Source organism: Nonomuraea sp. NPDC052265 (assembly GCF_044547985.1).
Lineage (GTDB): Bacteria > Actinomycetota > Actinomycetes > Streptosporangiales > Streptosporangiaceae > Nonomuraea.
Genome location: NZ_JBIUBJ010000038.1, coordinates 1 through 18,666 on the forward strand (window position 1 = coordinate 1; position 18,666 = coordinate 18,666).

At 64.5% G+C, this 18,666-nt stretch carries 9 protein-coding genes; 4 read left to right on the forward strand and 5 right to left on the reverse strand.

The genetic code is table 11. The features are described from left to right. Positions 1-444 precede the first annotated feature (444 nt). The 5 genes from ACIHAD_RS46720 to ACIHAD_RS46740 all read right to left on the reverse strand — a co-directional run bounded on the left by ACIHAD_RS46720 (position 445) and on the right by ACIHAD_RS46740 (position 6,523). Positions 445-1,620 carry a DNA cytosine methyltransferase gene (locus ACIHAD_RS46720; RefSeq protein WP_397361322.1) on the reverse strand — a complete coding sequence of 392 codons (1,176 nt, stop codon included), beginning with the start codon at positions 1,618-1,620 and terminating at the stop codon, positions 445-447. 10 nt (positions 1,621-1,630) lie between these two features. Beyond that, positions 1,631-2,608, reverse strand: coding sequence for a DNA cytosine methyltransferase (locus tag ACIHAD_RS46725; RefSeq protein WP_397361323.1), 978 nt, complete (start codon positions 2,606-2,608; stop codon positions 1,631-1,633). A gap of 68 nt (positions 2,609-2,676) precedes the next feature. Then, positions 2,677-3,495 (reverse strand): DUF6339 family protein, encoded by an 819-nt coding sequence (locus ACIHAD_RS46730; protein WP_397361346.1) that lies wholly within the window; start codon positions 3,493-3,495, stop codon positions 2,677-2,679. A 5-nt stretch (positions 3,496-3,500) separates the two neighbouring features. Beyond that, positions 3,501-4,433 carry a hypothetical protein gene (locus tag ACIHAD_RS46735; protein WP_357988524.1) on the reverse strand — a complete coding sequence of 311 codons (933 nt, stop codon included), beginning with the start codon at positions 4,431-4,433 and terminating at the stop codon, positions 3,501-3,503. Next, the gene (locus tag ACIHAD_RS46740; RefSeq protein ID WP_397361324.1) at positions 4,430-6,523 is read right to left on the reverse strand and encodes a helix-turn-helix transcriptional regulator; all 2,094 of its coding nucleotides are present in this window, start codon (positions 6,521-6,523) and stop codon (positions 4,430-4,432) included. The genes ACIHAD_RS46735 and ACIHAD_RS46740 overlap by 4 nt, the downstream gene beginning before the upstream one ends. Positions 6,524-6,961: 438 nt before the next feature. On the opposite strand from ACIHAD_RS46740, the gene ACIHAD_RS46745 reads away from it, so the two are divergent. From ACIHAD_RS46745 to drmB, 4 genes are read left to right on the forward strand one after another with little or no spacing between them, the layout of a single operon-like run. Further along, positions 6,962-11,650, forward strand: coding sequence for a DEAD/DEAH box helicase (locus ACIHAD_RS46745; RefSeq protein WP_397361325.1), 4,689 nt, complete (start codon positions 6,962-6,964; stop codon positions 11,648-11,650). Then, entirely contained in the window at positions 11,647-13,551 is a 1,905-nt protein-coding gene (locus ACIHAD_RS46750; RefSeq protein ID WP_397361326.1) for a UvrD-helicase domain-containing protein, read from the forward strand. The genes ACIHAD_RS46745 and ACIHAD_RS46750 overlap by 4 nt, the downstream gene beginning before the upstream one ends. Continuing rightward, on the forward strand, positions 13,535-16,735 hold the full coding sequence (locus ACIHAD_RS46755) for a helicase-related protein (RefSeq protein WP_397361327.1): 3,201 nt from the start codon (positions 13,535-13,537) through the stop codon (positions 16,733-16,735). The genes ACIHAD_RS46750 and ACIHAD_RS46755 overlap by 17 nt, the downstream gene beginning before the upstream one ends. Then, on the forward strand, positions 16,732-18,615 hold the full coding sequence (gene drmB / locus ACIHAD_RS46760) for a DrmB family protein (RefSeq protein WP_397361328.1): 1,884 nt from the start codon (positions 16,732-16,734) through the stop codon (positions 18,613-18,615). The genes ACIHAD_RS46755 and drmB overlap by 4 nt, the downstream gene beginning before the upstream one ends. Positions 18,616-18,666: the final 51 nt, after the last annotated feature.

The following is an 18,666-nucleotide window of genomic DNA, read 5'->3' on the forward strand; positions in this document are numbered from 1 at the left end:
AGGCATATCCGCCCGCGTCACCAGCCTCCGCTCCGTTGACCTGCACTTTCAGCTCGGGACGGACTCCAGAACCCCCGAATTGCGCGGAACGCAGGTCAGGAGGCCGAACACGCCCCTCACCAACCGGTAGACAAGCGACAACGCCGCCTTGCGATATTCCTAGATCATTTTATTGGTCAGACTGCTTGACGGAGGGCGGGTGTCGTTTGTGTACGAGCCCTACGCCCCTCGCGGAGCAGCGGCGGCTGCAGGAGGCGGGCGGAGCCGCGGCGGTAGAGCGTGGCGGGGCGGCCCGTTTCTGCGGACCGTCGTTCCCCTGTCGCCTCCAGGAACCGGTCGGCGCGCGTGATCCGGGCCAGTGGCATGCGATCACCGCATGGCTGAACCCGTCCGGCATTGATGGAGGCAGAGCCCTCGAACTGGTTCACTGAGAGCGCTTGGTCTTTACTGCGGAGCGATAGCGCACAGGTAACGGTACAAATCGTTGGCGATTGCCTTGGCGAGGTCTACGGGGACGGCATTACCGATTTGACGTGCTATTTGGATCTTGCTGCCGACCCACTTGTAGTCGAGTGGGAACCCCTGAAGGCGGGCGGCTTCCAAGTGAGTGATCGGGCGGTGAGCCTTGGGGTGGAGGTAGCGGCCTTTCTCGGGCTTGTAGAACTCGGTGCGGATCGTTACCGAGGGCCGATCCCACCAGAGTCGGCCCATGACGTCGCCGGAGCCGCTCCGGTGGTTGATCCAGTTTGGGGTGGACAGCTCTTCCGGCAGCCAGTGGCGGTTTCCGCCCTCAGGAATCGCCTCGTAGCGCTTGAGCGAGCGTTCCGTTGGATTGCGTCCGATGTGGAGGTCGGTGGTGCTGAAGGTGCCAGGCAGCGTCTTGTCGAGGATGCTGCAGGTCCGGTCGGGGAGTTCGGTGGTTTGGGTCTCCAGGGGGGTTGTGCTGAAGACCTCGCCGGATGAGATCCAGTCCTTGAGTGGTTCGAAGAGTGTGCCCTCGTCACCCTTGCTGTTCGGCTTCCGGTGGGTCGGCCGAGGATGCTTAAGAGGCTCGCCCGAAGGGTGGGAAGCGACGAGGTCTTTATGCGTAGCCAGGACGATCACGCGCCGCCGGGTCTGCGGGACGCCATAGTCCGCTGCGTTGAGGAGCTTTGTCTTCAGCTCGTAGTCCCGTAGTTCGCCATCCCGGGTGGAGGCGGTGAGCAGCTCAAATTCTCGTGACCGCAGGAACCGATCGACGTTCTCGATGACGAAAATCTTGGGCTGGAGGGCACGGACCACTCGAACATACTCCTTCCAGAGCTTGTTCCGGGGGTCGTTCGGGTCCTCTTTGCCCAGGCCGGAAAAGCCCTGGCAGGGCGGGCCTCCGAGAATTACGTCGACAGTGGAACCCACGTCCTTGGGGTCCCACTTGGCAATGTCACCGGCGTGGATGTGGTCGGTTCCGCCAGCTTCCTCGGCGAAGTTTGCCGCGTAGGTCGAGGCGGCCGCGACGTCCAACTCCACCGCACCGACCGTGCGGAAGGCGCCCGGCTTGAACGAGTGAAATCCCTGGGTCAGACCCCCGCACCCCGCGAAGAGGTCAACGATGTTTATGGGGCTGTTGGTGCGGGCGGTCATGAGGGTCACCTTACCGAGGTTGGAGGGCCAGCGCTGCCACGAGTTGGCGGCCCACGGCTTCGGCGAGTGGGGGCGGGAACGCCTGGGCGACTTGTTTGTAGCGCGCGGTCTTGCCTCCGGTGACGATCCAATCGTCCGGCAAACCCTGCAGCTTCATCACCTGCTCAACGGTCAGCTTGGGCACCCCGTCCCGGCCGAGCTCCGGGTCGAGGACGAAGTCCTGGTCAGGGACGTCATTGCCAAGGCTGTGGGCGTTTACGGCCAGTTCCATCCACTGGCGTTTGGTCCGGGTGGGCCCGAGGTCGGCGCCGCCGTGGTTCTTCGACCCGCCCACGATCGTCGGTGCGACGCGGTTGGCCAACAACGCCCAAGCATCGGCGAAGGGCCATCCTTTGCTGGCCATCGAGTCACGGAGCACCTCGCCGACCGTCGCACCGGCCTGGTGAGTTGGTGACGGCCACACGAAACGCGTGAAGTCGTCCGGGCGCATGGCGACCAACAAACAGCTCCGCCTGGTCTGTGGCACGCCGAAGTGTTGGGCGTCCAGGATGTTCCATTCCCAGGAATAACCGAGGTGCTTCAGCTCGGCCTCGACCTCCTCGCGGACCTGTACGAACTTCGGCGAGAGCAGCGATGGCGTCGTCTCAAGCAGTATCGCGCGAGGCTGTAGCTCTATCGCGAGATAGACGGCCGCGGACAGCAGGTCCCGTTTGTCCTTGATCCCCTCCTGCTTGCCGGCGATGGAGTAAGGACTGGATGGCACGCCGCCGGACAAGAGATCGACGGTTGAGATCCGATAGTCGGCTCCGACGAAGTCCTTGAAGTCCATCTCCATGACGTTCCAGCCCGGCCGGTTTGCGCGCAACGTTCGACAGGCGTGGGGTTCATTGTCGATCGCGACAACGGGATCGAATCCCGCTCGCTCCAGCCCGAGCGCTTGCCCACCGACCCCGGCGCCGATCTCCAGGCTGGTGAACCGTCCGCCCATGGGAAGGCCTCCTTGATCCAGATTCGCCGAGCATATGTGATCTCGCCCCCAATGCAAACGCCCCGAAGCTATTCCGGCAATTCCCTTGCGCTTGGACTTTCGGCGAAGAGTTGCGTGAAGAGCGTGGCCAGGGCGTCCACCGAGGTGGAGCGCGCCCGCCCATCCGAGGGACCGATCGGCATGGAGTCATAAGGCACCAGCACGCCCGTCAACTCCTCGATCCAGTCGCGATACGCGTCCACGTCCCGGGGGTTGTCCGGTGCACGTGCCTCATAGGACAGCGTGCTACCCGCCGTGTTCACCGCTTGGGCAAGCGCGTTGACCTGCCGCCCGGTACGGACCACGCCGGTGGTGAGCAGACGAATGATCGCCTGGGCGGTGGGCCGGTGGAGGATGATGTCGAGCCTCAACACCGTGTTCAACACATCCTGATTACCGCAGGCCACCACGACCGGCCCGTAATCCGGTCCATCCCGGAACAGCTCGGCCGCCCACCACAACCGAGCAAACGCCTGCGAATAGAACGGCCCGGAAAATCGGGTACGGGACACTGTGGGAGGATTCCCGCGACTCAAGTGCCGCCAGTAGACATAATCCGGCGCCAATCGTACGGCCAGGTAATTCCAGATCCGGGAATCCGAAGCTTCACGACGGGTCAATCGCAACGTCGCATGCAGAACCGGAGCGAGCCAGGCGTCGGCCGAGGTCCGCTCCGCTGGCGTGAAGCGCTTCATCGCCTCGTCGAAAAGTTGTCGTACCGGCTCGGCCTCCCACCGGGCCGGCTGCGACATCTGGTCGACGGCGGCGAACGGCAGCGGCTCGGTGTTCTCCAGCACACCGGTGGTGAGGAATCTCGCGGCGGCCTCGTCGGGCAACAAACTGAGCATCGTGTTCACTCTTCCTCCGGCCCCGTCGATTGCAGCGATCGAATGAATCCGCCCAGGCTCCGCGGCATTCGCGCCTGTTTGGCCGCGGCATGCAAAACTCGCGTCTGGATCCCGCCCGCCCCCCGGTTGACGATCTCCCGGAGCGCATCGTCCAGCGAATGATCGGGAAAGAGATCGGGGAGCATGCGACGGAGCACCAGACCACGCCAACCTTCCGGCCACCCCTGGCCGTCGACATGGTGAGCCGCTTCGTTGAAGAGCGCGGTCCACATGTCCACCGCGATCTGCGCCGCCAGCGCCTCTCGCATGGGCCGATCCGCGGCTTTGGGACTTTCGAGTAGGGCACGCAGCCCATCGAATCCACTGTTCAGGTTGAGTATGGCCGCCTCGTCGGTCGTGGTGACCGCCCAGGGATCACTCTTGCACCAGTCAAGCTGGGGGTCGCCGCCGAAGTTGAGCCAACGTGTCTCGATGGACTGCCGCTGCGTCGCCACACGAGCCTGGAGATCGACGATCCATGGCTGTGCGACCGTCGCGATCACCCGACCGGGCACATCGTCCACCGTTGCCACGAGCTGACCGGATACCCGGACCTGGCCGAAATGATCGTCACGATGGAGCTCCACCTCGCCGGCCCACTCGCCGGGCTGCCCCATCATGAGCTTCACCGCCGAGTGCGTGTTGGTGCGGCGTTCCGATGCAGTGGCCAGAAAAGCCAGGCTGAACCAGGGCCCGGCGTCCAACTCATGTCGCGGCGCGCTCACCTGAAGTGTCAGCCGTACGACACTCCAGTCCGCGCGATCGAGAAGATGCAGCGCAACCGTGCGCTCCGATTCCGAAACCATTCCGTACGGCAACGCCACGTCGTCGAGCCGGACCTCGCGCACGGTCATGGTGACCTCACCGGCCAGCACCGGGTAAGGCACAATCTGCTTCATTGGAAGCCATCCTTGGCTTGAACCAGGTCAACCTCCGCGACCGCCATTCGACCGGCCACCGGATGGCTGGCCACATCGCTCACGCCCATGAAGACCGCAGACCGCTCCCGGGCGGAGCAGAGCAGGACCTCGCCGCTTACCTCGCAGTTCGACTCGCCAGAGAGTTCGGCCCAACGTGCTTCGGGCTTGGGACCGGAACGGGTGGCGAATCGGAGCAACGGACGGAGCACCCAGGGATCATCCCGCTCCGGTAGCTTGATCTCGACCCTGATCCGCCACGCGCCACCTTCGTCGACCTCGCCGGTCGCGCTCTTGACGGTCGGATAGCCCTTGATACGGGGCGATGGCGGGGGATCGAGACTGGTCAAGTCTCGTAGGACGGCGGGAGCGTCCTCTTGTCCGACGGGTTCGGCGGGTTTAACCGCGCTGCGAACCATGCCGAGGATCGTCTTCCGAAACTCCCTCAACCTGGTGGTGGCGCCCCGAGCATAGGTCGAGGTCAGATCTTCGGTGGGCTTCCAGTCATTGTGTTCGGGGGGTTCGGCGGCCCGCAGAAAGGTCTCGGCGGCTTCGTCGGCTGGCAGTTCGGCACCCGTCGCCGTCCCGGCAAGCAGCACGGCCTGGAACTGAGCCGACCCAAGCGGAACCCCGGTGACCGGCCGATCCAACACGGTCATCCTGGTTCCGCGCATGCCGACCAACCGATTGGGTTTCTGGTCGCCCTCGGTCGCCGGTGTCACCAACAGCACCGCATGATGTTCGATCGAACCGGCACCGGCTTCGGTCTTGCGCGGTGGCACGGTCAGTGGCACCGACAGTTCGACGACGTCATCGGCCCTGGTGAGCTGCGACACTGTGGTCCGATCGAGGAACGCCCGCACGGCACGCGCCCGCGCGGGCTCGTGGCGATACGGATCCACCCGCTCTTCGGCCACGACCACCTGGCCATCACACAACGCCTCCACCGAGGCTTCCAACATCGGCGCTTGCCCGTGACCGGCGACCATGGATGCCCAAAAATCCGAGGCGAGGCCGCGGACGAGGACCCTGTGCATCTCTTCGAGAATGGTTGCCTCACCGGAAGGATCATGTGCGCCGACGATCAGGAAACTCGTACCGGGGTCGGTGCTGCCGCGGGTGAGATACAGCTCTTCGACCGTGCGCTCACCGGCCCACCAGGAACGGGCCGCGGATTCTCGCATGGGATCACGGCTGCCGAGCCAGGCCGGTCCCGCGTATTGGACGCCGTTGAGCTCGTGCCAGGGCAGGTCAAGACGGCCGATCATGCGGCGCTCGCGCAGGCCCTCGTAGGGCTCCGACAGCGTGCTGTTCGCGATGACCAGGCCAAAACGGCTGGCACCCCAAATGGTGGCCTTACCCAGCCCGAATGAGCCGCCGGCGGTGCCTTTTTTGTGACTGTCGAGTTGCCTGCGAACCACTGCGGCGAACCGCCCGTCGTCATACTCCGGGCCGGTCAGACCATTGGCGTTGTAGTCATCGATGCGGAGCAGGAGCAACTTGCCGGTCTCCCGGAGCTCGCGGAGGCCGTCGGTCAGCATGCGGCCGACCTTTTGCCTCGGGTCGCCGGCCGCCTCGATGTGGGGAATGAGGTCGTCCCAGCGGAGGGCCTCCTGTAGTCGGCGCAGGCGTTCGCCGGTGATCTCGTGCAGGGTGAAGCGCATCCGGACCGGGCGTGTTCGGTCCCAGCGTTCGTCGAGGCTGTTCTGTGTCGCTTCCCTGGCGGTGATGGCCAGGGAAGAGTCGAAGGCGAAGGCCGCCGCGTTGCCCAGTTCTCGGCCACCGTCAGAGTGGGCCAAACGGTGATGCCAACCGATGTAGCCGCTGGACTCGGGGGTCTCGTCCCGTGTAGCCGAGGAACCCGCGGCCAAGTCGAGGATCTCCTCGATCGCGTGGATCTTGTCGATGCGGGGAGTCGCGCGGCCGGTGATCCAGGCCGACACCGCGGCGCGGGTTACGTCCAGGGCGGCGGCCAGGTCCGACTGGCTCATGCCCTTCCGCCGCAACTGTCTGCCGAGCCAAGCCCCGAACGCCTCCGGGTCTCGGGTGATGCCGTCGGCGTCCTGCGTCATTGCGAGGTTTCTCCAGGTTAGACGGGGGTCCGTTTGACATCACAGGCTAGCGTTAAACGGCAGTTGACACCACCCGACCGGGGTCATTCCTATGGGCCCCGTGGGCTCCTTCGTTCAGGAAAAGCTGATTGGCCGCATATGTCGCATTTCATATGGAAAGTCCGGAAAATCTACCCTCTTGCGCGCCAGGGGTCTCTCATGCCAACATTTCAACTCACTCTAAGGATGACTCGAGGCGAAGACTCGTCTAAGGGGTGAGATGTATCCAAGCCCGTCCGACTACCCCTTATTGTGTAATTGGCATCGAGCCGTGTTCGCGTATGCACAGGTAAGGGCGTCACTGAAGACGCCGTCGGATCGCTTGGCATACCCGGATCGGTCATATGCCCGTGCTCCACCCCCTTCAATTGGCATTCCATCCCCTGGGAGACAATTGCTGTGAGCAGCGAAGACCCATCTGTCCTCGAGGTCATCCTCCAGCAGACCATCCGCGTGCTCGAGACTTACAAAATCGACCCCGGCCTGATCCAGGAACACGCTAACGGCGAGCGTCGTATCAAGGAGGGTGGCTACGGCGATCGTCAGATCTATGAGCTTGTCCAGAACGGCGCCGACGAGCTGAGGAACGACCCCGGCGGCGAAATCGCCGTGGTTCTCACAGGCACTCACTTGTACTGTGCGAACCAGGGAACCGCGATGACACCCGAGGGTGCGGACACCATTCTGCGTATGGGAGTTTCGCGTAAGCGAGGCGGCCAGATCGGCCGGTTCGGGGTCGGTGTGAAGTCTGTCCTGAGCGTCACGGACGTCCCCGAATTTTTCAGTAGGGACGACGACAAGAGCTTCGGATTTGACAGGGAGTGGGCTGAGCTGGAGATCAAGCGAGTCCAGCCCGCAGTCACAGAGACGCCCGTGCTCCGGATGGCCCGGCCGCTTGATCGGGACCGGGCTGCCGCCACCGACCCGATTCTCAAGGAATTGCTCTCCTGGGCCAGGACGGTTGTGCGGCTGCCGCTGAAGCCCGCCGCCGTGGCGCGGCTGGCGAAGGACCTCGACGAGTTTCCGGCGGAGTTCTCTCTGTTCTCTCCTCATGTCGGGACGGTCACCCTTGAAAAACGGCTGTCCGGACGGGTCTCCAAGAGACAGGTCTTCCAGCAGGTCGACAGTGATCGCCGCACCCTTCAGAAGGTTCTGTCTGTCACGGGCGGTGAAGAGCGGGAAGAAAGCGACGAATGGCGGGTCTTCACCCGCGTTTACCGTCCCTCACCCAAAGCTTTGGAGGAGGCCGGCGAGCTTCACGACCGCCCCGAGATCGACATCGCGTGGGCAGTCCCCGACGCGGTGGGGCGTGCTCACGGACGAGGACAGTTCTGGGCTTACTTCCCGACGAACTACACGACGACCCTCCGCGGGATCGTCAATGCCCCCTGGAAGACCAGCGAAGATCGGCAGAACCTCTACGCCAACAACCAATTCAACGAAGAGCTGATCGGCGAAGTCGCGGAATTGGTAGTCGCGTCGTTCCCATCGCTGGCCCGACCGGATGACCCGGGAGCATATCTGGACTTCGCGCCGGCGCGGGGACGCGAGGAGCCGCAATGGGCAGCCGAGCAGTTGGTGGCGACGATCTGGAAGATCGCCCCCAGCCGACCCGTCTTCCCCGACCAGAACGGACATTTCGGCACTCCCGCCGAGGTCCGCCTGCACCCCGCCGACCTGCGTCCGGAATGGCTTCAGTGGTGGGGCGAGCACTCCGGTCGACCGACGAATTGGGTGCACCACTCGATCGAGAAGGTCAGGCACCGGCGCGACCGTGCGAACCTGATCCTGAGCCACTCCACGACTCCCGTCGCCACGGTCAAGGAGTGGCTGGAGGCTCTGGTATCCGACGGATCCCCGGAAGCCTCGGCACGGGCCGTGCTCATTGCCGCCGACATGAAGCAGCACAGGCACCCGCAGGCGGAGGATGCCCTGCGAGCCAGGATCGTCCTGACCGAAACGCTGGGCATGGTGACTCCCTCCACCCAGGTCTTCCGGCGGTCGCGTGCCGACGGCCTCGCCGACAACACGGTCTACGTGGACGAACGCGTGTACGCGGGCGACGATGTCATCGCTCGGGCACTGGATTCGCTCGGCATTCACGAGGCCGACCATGTCGGCCGATTTGCATCCGTGGTAGAGCGCGGCTTCCAGGGCTACGGCGACCGTGGCTGGGTCGCGTTCTGGGAGCTGGCTCGGCTGGCGGGTCCCGCGGGGGTTCGTGCCGCGTTCGCGGGGCGCGGTATCAATACCGCGAAAGAACTCAAGGTCAAGACCTTGACGGGTGAATTTCGACGGATCAGGGACTGTCTGCTTCCCGGCCGCGTGGTTCCTGGTGACGGTACCCGCGACACACAAGTTGCCGTGGACATGGACTTCCACCGGGAAGACCGAGCGTTCCTCCCCGACCTCGGTCTGCTCGAAGGCCCTGTCACCGGCGCGGACCCTGCCGGAGAAAGCTGGTTCGAGGACTTCAAGGAGGCCTACTGGACGCAGTACGTGGCAAAGCTCCCCGCTGGCGAGGCCCGGCCCACCCTGGCCAAGATGCTTTTCGAAGGAACCAAACCGGCGGGGCCGCTGCATCTGTTCACTTCGCTCTCGCCCCAGGGGCGTGCGGCTTTCCTCAAGGCCATTCCGTCGGGCGGGGCGGTGGCGACCTGGACCATGCAACCCGGCAACAAGGGCGTGACAAGCCGTAAGTTGATCGCATCACCGATTCGGTGGCTCGCGCGCAAGCATGGCTACCTGCAGACCTCGCGAGGACTGCGCCCGATCACGCGCTGCGTCGGTCCCGAGCTGATCGCCCACAAGGACGTCCTTCCCGTTGCCGACGTGTCCGCAAGTATCGCCTCGATGTTGGCGTTGCCGCAGACGCTGGGCGAACTACAGAAGTCACTGTGGGAGGAACTGGTTGAGCAGGCGTCTTCATCAACCGAGGACACCTTCCCCGGCAAGGTCTATGCCCTGATGTTCGAGGTTGCTGCGGACTTTCCCGAGGGGGCCATGACGCGGTGCCGGGTGGGCGACGAGTGGCGTAGCGATGTCGAGGACAAGGACATCGCAGTGACCGCGGTTCGTCCTGAATACGACACGCTCGTACGTGAGAGGGTGCCGGCCCTGCTGGTCCCGACCGACTCCCTGGCGGAGACGATGCGCGAGGCGTGGGGGATGCTCGCACCCTCGGACGCGATTCAGAAGGAAGTCCGGTACGTCGGACAGGCAGAAGCGGTACTCCTCATGGAAGAGTTCCCCTACCTGAAGACGCTTCGACGCGCGCAAGTGGAGGGATGGTCCACGGTTCGGTGCGATGAACTGGAAGAGATCATCCGGACTCCAAAGGGTATGCGAACTCAGTCGATCCCTGCGGCGGTGATGCCACAAGAACACATGGTCCTCGTCCGGCTGCCGGCAGACGACCTGCAGGTGCTCAACGCGGTGGACCGGGTACTGAAACTCTCCCTCGGCCCGGCAAACTGCAAGAGCATTCTCGAACGGCGCGAGCTGGAACGTAACAACGAACGCATCCAGCGGATACGCCAGACGGAGAGCCTGACCGAGAAGCTGCTGCTGCTCGTGGGAGCGGACGCGCTGAAGAAGGGGCTCCCGGAGGGCCTCCTGGAGAGCGACCAAGCCCAAAAGGGCGCCGCCCAGGGCGAGCGGCGGATCGCCGAGCTGGCCCACAACGCATATGGGACCGAAGTTCTGCGGACCTACCGCAAGGACATCGAGGCGGAGTTCCCCCAGCTGTCCGCGAGCTTCCGCGGCGACGCCACATCAGTGCGCATCGTCAACGACCTCGGCTTCCCAGGCGAATACGCGGGGAGCAAGGGAGAGACGCTGCCGCCGTTGGAGAAGGTCTCCGGGCCCACCGCCTTCCCTCGACTGCACGACTACCAGGAGAGACTGGCGCAAAAGGCGGTTGAGCTGCTGACCAAGTACGACGCGCCGCGCGCCATGCTTTGCTTGCCGACCGGCGCCGGTAAGACCCGTGTGGCGGCCGAAGCCGTCATTCGTGTGATCAAGGAAGGCGGACTGGGCGGCCGTCCGGTGCTCTGGATCGCTCAGAGCGAGGAACTCTGCGAGCAGGCAGTCCAAAGCTGGTCCTTCGTCTGGTCCAAGGTGGGCCCGGAAGAGCAACTAATCATCAACCGGCTCTGGTCCACCCGCGAAGCCGCTCCCAGTAAGGACACGGCTCAGCTGGTCGTGGCCACTGACGCCAAGCTCGATGTCTGCCTGGACACGCCCGAGTACACCTGGCTCCGCGACCCGGCACTCGTGATCATTGACGAGGCGCACGCCTCAATCACGCCGCGCTACACCCGCATTCTGACCTCGATGAACTTGACGTTCAGAGAGACGTCTCGTCCGTTGCTCGGTCTGACCGCCACGCCGTTCCGCGGCTTCAATGAGACAGAGACAAACCGCCTGGTCGAGCGTTACGGGGGGAACCGCCTTGACGAAGGCATTTTCACGAGCGGAGATCCTTACGCCGAACTACAGGAACTGGGTGTGCTAGCGCGGGTGGACCACCGGCAGCTCCAGGGCATGACGCTCACCCTCACGGAAGAGGACCTCAGGCAGGCGACCGCTTTCGAAGGCGCGAGGCTGCCCGCATCCGTGGAGGAGAAGCTGGGGCGCGACATTGAGCGTAACCAGATGCTCATTCGCGAGATCGAAGCACTTCCGGAAGGCAGCCCGATCCTCCTCTTCGCCACCTCCGTCAACCACGCCAAGCTCATGGCAGCACAGCTCAATGACCGAGGCATCAAGTCCGCGGCGATCGACTCCGGCACACCGGACGCCGACCGGCGCACCCTGATCGAGAAATTCCGGCGGAAGCAGATCCGGGTGCTCGCCAACTACGGCGTGCTCGCCCAAGGCTTCGACGCTCCGGCCACCGAGGTGGTCATCGTGTCCCGGCCAACCTTCAGCCCGAACGTCTACCAGCAGATGATCGGCCGAGGTCTCCGCGGCCCGAAGAACGGTGGCAAAGAGACCTGCCTGATCCTCGACGTGGCCGACAACATCATCAACTACGACCGCCAGCTGGCCTTCACTCAGTTCGAGCACCTCTGGAGCAACACGTGAGCGACGCCTACAGCGGCACCCCCGCGCTCACCGCCGAGCAGCGGGCCGTGATCGAGCAGCCCGCCGACGCCCTGACCTTGGTGACTGCCCAGGCAGGCGCGGGCAAGACCCACACACTCGTGCGTCGACTCGACCGATTGGTTGCCGAGGAGGACCTGAGCGCCGGGGAGATCCTGGTGCTCACCTTCTCCCGCGCCGCCGTCCGCGAGCTCAGGAACCGTCTGTCTCAGTACGGTGAAGCCGCCCGGCACGTACGGGCGCAGACCTTCGACTCCTGGGCGCTTGACCTGCTCACACGGGTCGACGCCCAGGGCGAATGGGTCGACAAATCCTTCGACGCCCGCATCGAGGGTGCACAGAAGGCAATCGACGAGGGCAGTGCCGACGAGCTGTACGAGCATGACCTCCGCCATGTCGTCATCGACGAAGTCCAGGACCTGGTCGGGGCACGGCGAGACCTGGTGGAAGCCCTGCTGGACCGGTTCGACTGCGGATTCACCGTGGTGGGCGACCCGGCTCAGTCCATCTACGGCTTCACGATCAAGAACCCCGTGGAACGTAAGGAAGAGACCAACCGGTTTTTCGAATGGCTCCGCGGCACCTTCGGCGAGGACCTGACCGAGCTGAGTCTCACCCAGAACTTCCGGGTCCGGACCGAGGACGCCAAGGTCGCGCTCGAATTCGGGCCACGGCTTCGGGCGCTCTCGGAGTCAGGCAATACAAACGGCGAAGAGCATTACCACGAGCTCCGAAGGGCCCTCACCGGCCTCATGGACTTCGGGGGATTTGATGACCTCGCTGCCGACGCACTCACCGGTTACGCCAGCACCACCGCGATCCTCTGCCGGACCAACGGCCAAGCGCTGGTGGTCTCCGAGCAGTTGCATGCGGTCGGTGTCCCGCATCGGCTCCAGCGTTCGGCGCGTGACCGTGTCGTCCCCATGTGGCTCGGCCTCCTCATGGCACGCTGCGAGACCTCCACGCTCAACCGAGAAAAATTCGACGAGCTGGTCAGTGACCTGCCGCTACCCAAAGGCTCCGATGCCGATCTGATATGGCGGCTGCTGCAACGGACCGATTTTGGCCGGGGCTCGGACCGTCTCCTGAACCTGACCCGGCTCCGCTCTGCCCTGGCCGCCGGGCGGTTACCGGATGAGCTGACCGCACAGCCGCCCGCACGCCTGGTGGTCTCCTCCTTCCACCGCGCCAAGGGGCTGGAGTTCGACCGGGTACTGGTCGTGGATCCCGGGCCGCTGCAAGTGGTTGCCACCAACAAGCGCAAGAACGTCGCGAAGGACGCGGCCGAAGAGGCCCGGCTCCTCTATGTGGCCATGACCAGGCCACGGGACGAGCTCTACCGGCTCTCACCCATGGATACGCGCAACATCCGGATCGATGACGGCACCAACAGATGGGCGCGCTACTTCTTCCAGCACTGGCGGCGCGACGGTCTGGAACTGGAAGGCGGAGACGTCCTCACCGAATACCCCGCCGGCACGGTCGACTTCGATGCGGACCCGACGGACGTGCAGCACTATCTGGCGACCGCCGTACGGCCCGGCGACGCCGTCGAACTGGAGCGTCTCCATCCCGATCCGATCGGCCTTCAGGAGAGCCCGCCGTACGTCATCAAGCATCAGGGACGGCCGATCGGTACGGCTTCCGAGAAGTTCCGGACCGATCTCTACCGGTTCCTCAAGCGAGGTCCGACCTTCACTCCGCACGCCTTCCCGGCCGTAATCTCTGCCGTGCGCATCGACACCGTGGAAGCCATCGCCGGCAACGAAGCCGCCGGCATTCGCGCCGGACTGAACCAACACGGCGTCTGGCTCGCGCCACGTTTGGTAGGTCTGTCGACCTTCACCTGGGACAAGAAGGAACCCGATGTCCAAGCACAGTGAGCACTACGCCTTCCGGACCGACCTCCTTGAGCAACTTCGCCTCGATATGGTCGGTCCGGTGGGCGGATCGGATGAGATTCTCAAGGACTCGCCGGTCACGCAATATGCCGCGGGCGTTCTCTATCCCCAGCGTCGCGACATCGCCGAGGTGGTCGAGGAGGCCGGCGAACGTGACGTCGACCTCTCTCCGGAGACCCGGGTGAAGGACGACGTCCCCGATACCGGCGTCTCGCTGGCCAACGATCAGGCGCCATCCTCCATGGGGCTGACCTTCGCGGTGAATCCGGAGATCTCGCCGACCATCACGGTAACGGTGACGGCTGCAGGCTACGACCCGATCGACAGTGCCGGGCGACCGGTCAAGGCACAGCGCGCCGAGCGCCGTGCCACCGAAGAGCAGGAACTACGCTGGCGACGGCGACACTTGGAGCTCGCTCCATTCTCCATAGACGTGCGGACTCCCGGCCAGATCAGTGAAATCCTCGTGCCTGGTGTCGAACTTCGTGTACGGGTACGCCGTCCGAAGGACGGGTCGGTCTCCATCACCGTCGCGCTCCTCAACGTGAACGAGGTCGAGAAGTTCGGAATCCGGGACGCCTACTGCCTGTTCCAGCCGAAGATCCACATCACCGGTGCAGAAGGCACGAAACCCTTCGTGGAGCGGCCCGTCCCGGTCGGCGCGGACGAAGCGGAGATCAAGACGAACCGGCTGCTCTACCGCTACGCTCCAAACTTCGCCGCCGGGCACGGCTGCGCCGCCAACTGGGACTGGACACCGCCCGCTCCCCGCGATGAGGCCCTGCTCAAGGGCACCCCCGCCGCGGTGGCCGCGATCTGGAGCGAGTTCGTCCCCACGAAGGAAGTGCTGCTCACCGACTCCAACCCGGAGATCGACGACTCCGCCCTCCGCATGATCGATCTGGCACACAAGCCGGACGAAGAGATCCTGTCCGGGCTACGGGGCCTGGTGAACGGCTACCGGGCCTGGATCGCGGAGCGGGCCGAGGAGTCGAGACTGCTCGGCAACACCGACTACGCCGAAACCGCCCGGGAGCAAATCCGGCAGTGCGAACTGGCCTGCGATCGGATGGACGCAGGCATCGAGACGCTCCGGCATGACCCGCAGGTCATGACCGCCTTCCGGCACGCCAACGAGGCCATGGCTGTGCAGCGGGCACGAACGAGTTGGATCAAAGGACAGAAGCAGGGCTTGCCGGATGCGGACAAGGGTAAGTGGCGCCCCTTCCAGATCGCCTTCCTGCTGCTTTGCCTGGACGGCATCGTTGACCCCGATCACGACGACAGGCGGACGGCCGACCTCCTCTGGTTCCCCACCGGGGGTGGCAAGACCGAGGCATATCTGGGCATTATCGCGTTCACCGTCTTCCTACGCCGACTACGCAAGGGCGAGCAGGGCGGCGGAGTCACCGCAATTATGCGGTACACCCTCCGCCTACTCACCCTTCAGCAGTTTGAACGCGCGGCCGCGCTGATCTGCGCCATGGAGATCATCCGTCGTCGGACGCCGAAGGAACTGGGCGAAGAGTCCATCTCCATCGGCATGTGGGTAGGCGCCGCCGCGACACCCAACAAGCTCAAGGACGCCGCCAGTAGCCTGAAGAAGCTGCGGGACGGTGGTGAACTGCACACGGAAAACCCGGTCCAGCTCCGCTTTTGCCCGTGGTGCGGTACCGCCATGGGGCCGGACGAGTATGAGGTGGACGTCGCAAGCTCAAAGATGCGCATCTTCTGTGCCGATTGGGAATGCGAGTTCCACCACGAGCTTCCGGTCCACGTCGTGGACGAGAAAATCTACGCGGTCCGACCCACGCTGATCATCGCGACGGTGGACAAGTTCGCGCAGATTGCCTGGCGTCCCGAAGTGGCGGCGCTTTTCAACCGCGATCGAGAAGGCACCGCTGCGCCGGAACTGATCGTCCAGGACGAGCTCCACCTGATCTCGGGCCCGCTTGGCAGCCTTACCGGTCTCTACGAGACCGCGATCGACGTCGCCGCCGACCAGCCCAAGGTGATCGCCTCGACTGCGACCATCCGCCGGGCCAAAGAGCAGGGCAAACAGCTGTTCAACCGGGAGGTCGCACAGTTCCCGCCCGCCGGCCTTGACGCCCGTGACTCCTGGTTCGCGGTGGAAACCCCCGCCAAGGACAAGGCATCACGTCTCTACGTGGGGTTGCTCGCGCCCAACACCAGTCAGGCGACCCTGCTGGTCCGCGCGTACTCGGCCCTTCTCCACCACGCGGCCCACATCGGGGGGCCCGACTCTGTCCGGGATGCCTACTGGACTCTGGTGGGTTACTTCAACAGCCTCCGGCTCCTGGCCGCCGCCGAACTCCAGGTCTTGGACGACGTCCAGGACCGGCTCAAGCTCTTGGCGGAGCGCCATGGCACCGAACTCCGGCGCGCCGACCAGCTCACCGAGTTGACCAGCCGCGTAAAGTCCAGCGATATCCCCAAGCGGCTCAAGGATCTGGAACGCATGCTTCCCGACGAGAGCGTCTTCGACACGGTCCTCGCCACAAACATGATCTCCGTGGGCGTCGACGTGGACCGGCTCGGCCTGATGGCGATCATGGGTCAGCCGCAGACCACGGCCGAATACATTCAGTCGAGCAGCCGCGTTGGTCGTCAGCACCCCGGACTGGTCGTCATGCTCTATAACGCCAACCGGTCCCGGGACCGTTCGCATTACGAGAGCTTCGTGCCCTACCACTCGGCGCTTTATCGACAGGTCGAGTCGACCAGTGTCACCCCCTTCTCGCCGCGCGCACGTGACCGAGCGCTCCACGCTGTCTTGGTGGGTATGGCCAGGCTCATCTACCCCGGGCTCAGGCTCAACGGTGCGGCGGCAGCCGTACACGAGTATGAGAGCCGGATCGAGGAGCTGAAGGACCTCATCCTGGTCAGGGCGGGCGCGGTTGACGAAGAAGAGCAGCCCGGCGTCGAGAAGGACCTCAACGACCTCATCGCCCACTGGTTCGATCTGGCCGACGAGAATCCGAAGTTGGTCTATGAGGCCAAGCCGAGGTTCAAACGGAGCGAGAGGCGTAATCCTGACGAGGCGCTTCTCTGCACCTTCACCGATACCGATCTCACCGAAGCCTTCCCCACCCTGTGGAGCCTTCGTGACGTCGATGCCGAATCCGACCTTTACCTGGAGCGATGAGCATGGCACTTCGTAGCGGACGAACCCGGCAGGCGGGTCGAAACGGCGAGGCCGAGGTCACCCGAAAGCCGCTGGGCGCGGTGCGTCGGGCGCAGGCCATCACGACGTACGGTGTCGGCTCGGTAATCGCTATCGAGGATCAGTCGTACATCGTGAGCGGGCTGGACAGTTGGCGGGTCTGGCCGTCGGACAAAGTCTACGAGCCGCGGCTCCAGCACTGGCTCCAGGTCGCCAACTTCCAACTCCCCCCGGCGGACGAGCCGCCCTCCGGCGATGGGATCAGAGTCCGGCTCTTCCCCGAGATGTACTCCTGCGGCACCTGCAAGAAGCTCCAGGAGTTCAAGAGATTCGGTTCGCTAGCGGGCAGGAGCGTCTGCGGCGCCTGTGACAAACCGCTGACCCCGTCGCGATTCGTAATCGCCTGCGAGAACGGGCATCTGGACGACTTCCCCTACTTCGAATGGGTCCACAAGAAGAGTGCGCCCACCCGTGAGGTAGACCAGCAAACCAAGCATGAGCTCACGCTGGAGAGCAGCGGCCAGACCGCCTCGCTTCGGTCCGTCGTGATCAAGTGTTCGTGCGGAGTACCGCCGGCGTCGCTGGAGGGCGCTTTCGGTGGTGGAGCGATGTCCGCGCTCGGCATCAAGTGCAAGGGGCGGCGGCCGTGGCTCGGGCGTGATGCCAAAGAGCCCCAGTGCATCGCGATACCCCGGACGCTGCAGCGAGGTGCGTCGGCCGCATGGTTCTCGATCACCCGCTCCGCGCTGTCCATCCCGCCTTGGTCGCAGACCCTTCAGCAACGGTTGAACGAGCACTACAACTGGCTCGCCAAAAAGCTGGAGCGTGGGCTGCCCGAGTCGGAGATTCTCGAAGACATCAAGGAACACCCCCACCTGACGGACGATGGTCGGTTTACGCCGGAAGCGGTGCTGGCGGCTGTCCACCGACGTCGGGAACTGGAGGCGAGCGCCCTGCCCGACTCCGACGAGGCAGCCATGTTCGAGTCGGCCAACAAGCTCAGGCAGGAAGAGTACAACCACCTCTACGACGGCACCGGGAGCGTTGCGCGCGACGAAAACTTCGAGTGCATACAGGCTCCCGGTGACGGGAGTGCCCTGCCGTACGGCATCAACCGCTCCATGCTGGTGAAACGCCTACGCGAGGTACGAGCACTGGAGTCGTTCACCCGGGTCACCATGCCCGACCCTGCGGGCGGCGACACCCGCCGCGCCGCGATGGCCAACGGTACAATGGACTGGCTACCTGCGATCGAGGTCAGCGGCGAGGGCGTCTTTCTCGCCATCGACGAACACCTCGTCCGGGCGTGGGAGCAGCGCCCCGGGCCGGTAAGACGCGCTCAACAGATCTGGCTCAACCACACCGCGATCCTGCGCGAGCGCGCAGAACGGGCCGGGAGCACCAAACTCCCCGGTGACATCAAGTCCCCGGTAACCCCTCGATACGTGCTCCTTCACACCCTCGCGCACGTGCTGATCAACGAGTGGAGCTTGGACTGCGGCTATCCGGCCGCGGCACTGCGTGAACGGCTATACGTCGACCAGGACATGGCCGGGGTGCTCATCTACACCGCGACCAGCGACTCGGCCGGTTCCCTGGGAGGTGTTGTCGCTCAAGGCGAGCATCGCAAACTGTACGAGACCCTGGAGTCGGCCCTGACCCGCACGGAATGGTGCTCGCAGGATCCCCCGTGTATGGAGTCCGAGGCCAGCGGTATCGACAGCCTCAACCTGGCGGCTTGCTACGCCTGCGTTTTGCTGCCCGAGACCAGCTGTGAGACCAACAACGTCTTCCTGGATCGGGCCATGCTGGTCGGCACTCCGGACGACCCGGCGACCGGTTTCTTCTACAAGGGTGACTGAGCAAGTGCTCTCCCGGCCCGATCGTGATAGGTCGGGCCGGAGCCGAGACAT